The organism is Rhizobacter sp. P2_H2 (genome assembly GCF_056403375.1).
Genome location: NZ_JBFUFP010000893.1, coordinates 1 through 2296 on the forward strand (window position 1 = coordinate 1; position 2296 = coordinate 2296).

The 2296-nt window shown below is 67.7% G+C and carries 3 protein-coding genes; 1 reads left to right on the forward strand and 2 read right to left on the reverse strand.

Annotated features, from left to right (window positions below):
• Positions 1-557 (forward strand): serine hydrolase family protein (locus tag AC1D15_RS27885; RefSeq protein WP_477828562.1); only part of this gene is annotated, 557 nt, incomplete at its 5' end.
• 56 nt (positions 558-613) lie between these two features.
• On the opposite strand, the gene AC1D15_RS27890 is transcribed toward AC1D15_RS27885, so the two are convergent.
• Both AC1D15_RS27890 and hpnD read right to left on the reverse strand, forming a co-directional pair.
• A complete protein-coding gene (locus tag AC1D15_RS27890; protein ID WP_047511852.1) occupies positions 614-1381 on the reverse strand; it encodes an IclR family transcriptional regulator in 768 nt (255 codons plus the stop codon).
• A gap of 76 nt (positions 1382-1457) precedes the next feature.
• Positions 1458-2296, reverse strand: an 839-nt coding sequence (gene hpnD / locus AC1D15_RS27895) for a presqualene diphosphate synthase HpnD (protein WP_477828563.1), incomplete at its 5' end; no start/stop codon positions are given.

Genomic DNA, 2296 nt, shown 5'->3' on the forward strand with positions numbered 1-2296 from the left:
TGCTGCACCTGGCGCTGATGTCGTCCGAGAACCGCGCCGCGCATGCGCTGGGCCGCCACTATCCCGGCGGCCTCGATGCCTTCGTCGCGGCGATGAACCGCAAGGCGATCGAGCTCGGCATGAACGACACGCACTATGTCGAGCCGACGGGCCTGTCCAGCCGCAACCAGTCGAGCGCGCATGACCTGGCCTCGCTGGTGAAAGAGGCGAGCACCCGTCCGCTGATCAGCGAGCTGTCGACCTCACCGGAATACCAGGTGATGGTCGGTCGCCGCATGCAGGCCTTCCACACCACCAACGGTCTGGTGCGCAGCCCCGAGTGGGACATCGGTGTGCAGAAGACCGGCTACATCTCCGAAGCCGGCCGTTGCCTGGTGATGCAGGCCAAGCTGGCCGGTCGCAAGCTGATCATGGTGTTCCTCGATTCGGCCGGCAAGTACTCGCGGATCGGCGATGCCGAGCGCGTGCGCCGCTGGGTGAACCAGCTGGCGCCGGTGGTGCCGGCGGTGGCAGCGCCTGCCACGGTGGCCCATGAGGCGCCGAAGCTCACGTCCTGAGCGCTGACGTTTCCGTCGATATCCGAGAAGCCCGGTGACGCCGGGCTTCTTGCATTTCAGCCGCGGTGCCCGAGCGCCGCCGAGATCTGCGAGGCGGTCGCCTTCAGCCGCTCCAGCCAGGCTTCCTCCAGCCGGTCGGCCGGCGCCGAGATCGACAGCCCGGCCACCAGCTTGCCCTGGTCGTCGAGGATGCCGGCGGCCATGCAGCGCACGCCCAGTTCCAGCTCTTCATCGTCGCGCGCGGTGCCGTACTGCATCACCTTCGACAGCTCGCGCTCCAGCGTGGCCACCTCGGTGATGCTGTTGCGCGTGTGGCCGGCCAGCCCGGTGCGGTTGGCATAGGCCCGCACGCGCTGCGGATCGTCATGCGCGAGGAACAGCTTGCCGACCGACGTGAGGTGCAGCGGTGCCCGCCCGCCGACGGCGCGAACCACCTGCATGCCAGAGCGTTCGCTGTAGGTGCGCTCGATGTAGACGATCTCGTCGCCCTGGCGCATCGACAGGTTCACCGGCTGGTGCGTCAGCTTGTGCAATTCGCGCATCGGGCCGAGCGCGGCGTCGCGCACGTCAAGGCGGGCCTTCACCAGGTTGCCCAGTTCCAGCAGGCGCATGCCCAGCCGGTAGCTGCCGGCCTCGGGCCGGTCGACATAGCGGCCGACCGTCAGGTCGTTGAGGATGCGGTGGGCGGTCGATGGGTGCAGCCCCGTCTGCTCGCTGATCAGCTTCAGCGAGATCGGATCCTGGTGGGACGCCAGCAGGTCCAGCAGCGAAAACATGCGCTCCAGCACCTGGATCGCCGGGGTCTGGCCCTCTTTGCTTTTCATCGCGGCACTCTCATTCAGTTGTCCGCCATTTTGCATGGCGAAAACTGGCTTGACCAGCGCCGTGGCGATGCGCGCCTCAGCGCCCCTTCCAGTGGGTGCGGGCGGCGATCCACAGCTTGCGGATCGGCGTCAGCGAGACGCGCTGGTGCAGCACTTGGAAATCGCCGGCTTCGATCTCGCGCAGCAGCGTGCGGTAGATGTTGGCCATCATCAGGCCGGGCTTCTGCGCCACGCGGTCGGCGTCGGGCAGCAGCGCGAAGGCCTCGTCGTAGCAGCGGTGCGCCCGCTCCGCCTGGAAGCGCATCAGCGCGGTGAAGCGCTCGCTGTAGCCCCATGGCGCGGTGCGCTTGAGCAGTTCATGCGCTTTCACGTCGAACTGCTGCAATTCGGAGATCGGCAGGTAGATGCGGCCGCGGCGGGCGTCGTCGCCGACGTCGCGGATGATGTTCGTCAGCTGCATCGCCAGGCCCAGCTTGTGGGCGTACTGCAGCGTCTGGTCGGTGCTGCGGCCGAAGATGCTGGCCGCGACTTCGCCGACCACGCCGGCCACCAGGTGGCAGTAGCGCTGCAGCCCGGCGTAGTCGAGGTAGCGCGACTGATCCAGATCCATCTGGCAGCCGTCGATCACCGCATTGAGGTGCTCGGCGCGGATGCCGAACTCGGCGGTGAGGGGCATCAGGGCCTGCATCACCGGATGGGAGGCGTGCCCGGCGAAGGCGCTGGCCGCCTCCTTGCGCCACCAGGCGAGCTTGGTGGCGGCGACGCCCGGGTCCTGAACTTCGTCGACGACATCGTCCACCTCGCGGCAAAAGGCGTAAAACGCGGTGATCGCCGCGCGGCGTGGCGGTGGCAGGAAAAGGAAGGCGTAGTAGAAGCTCGAGCCGCTCCTGGCGGCCTTGTCCTGCACGTATTGCT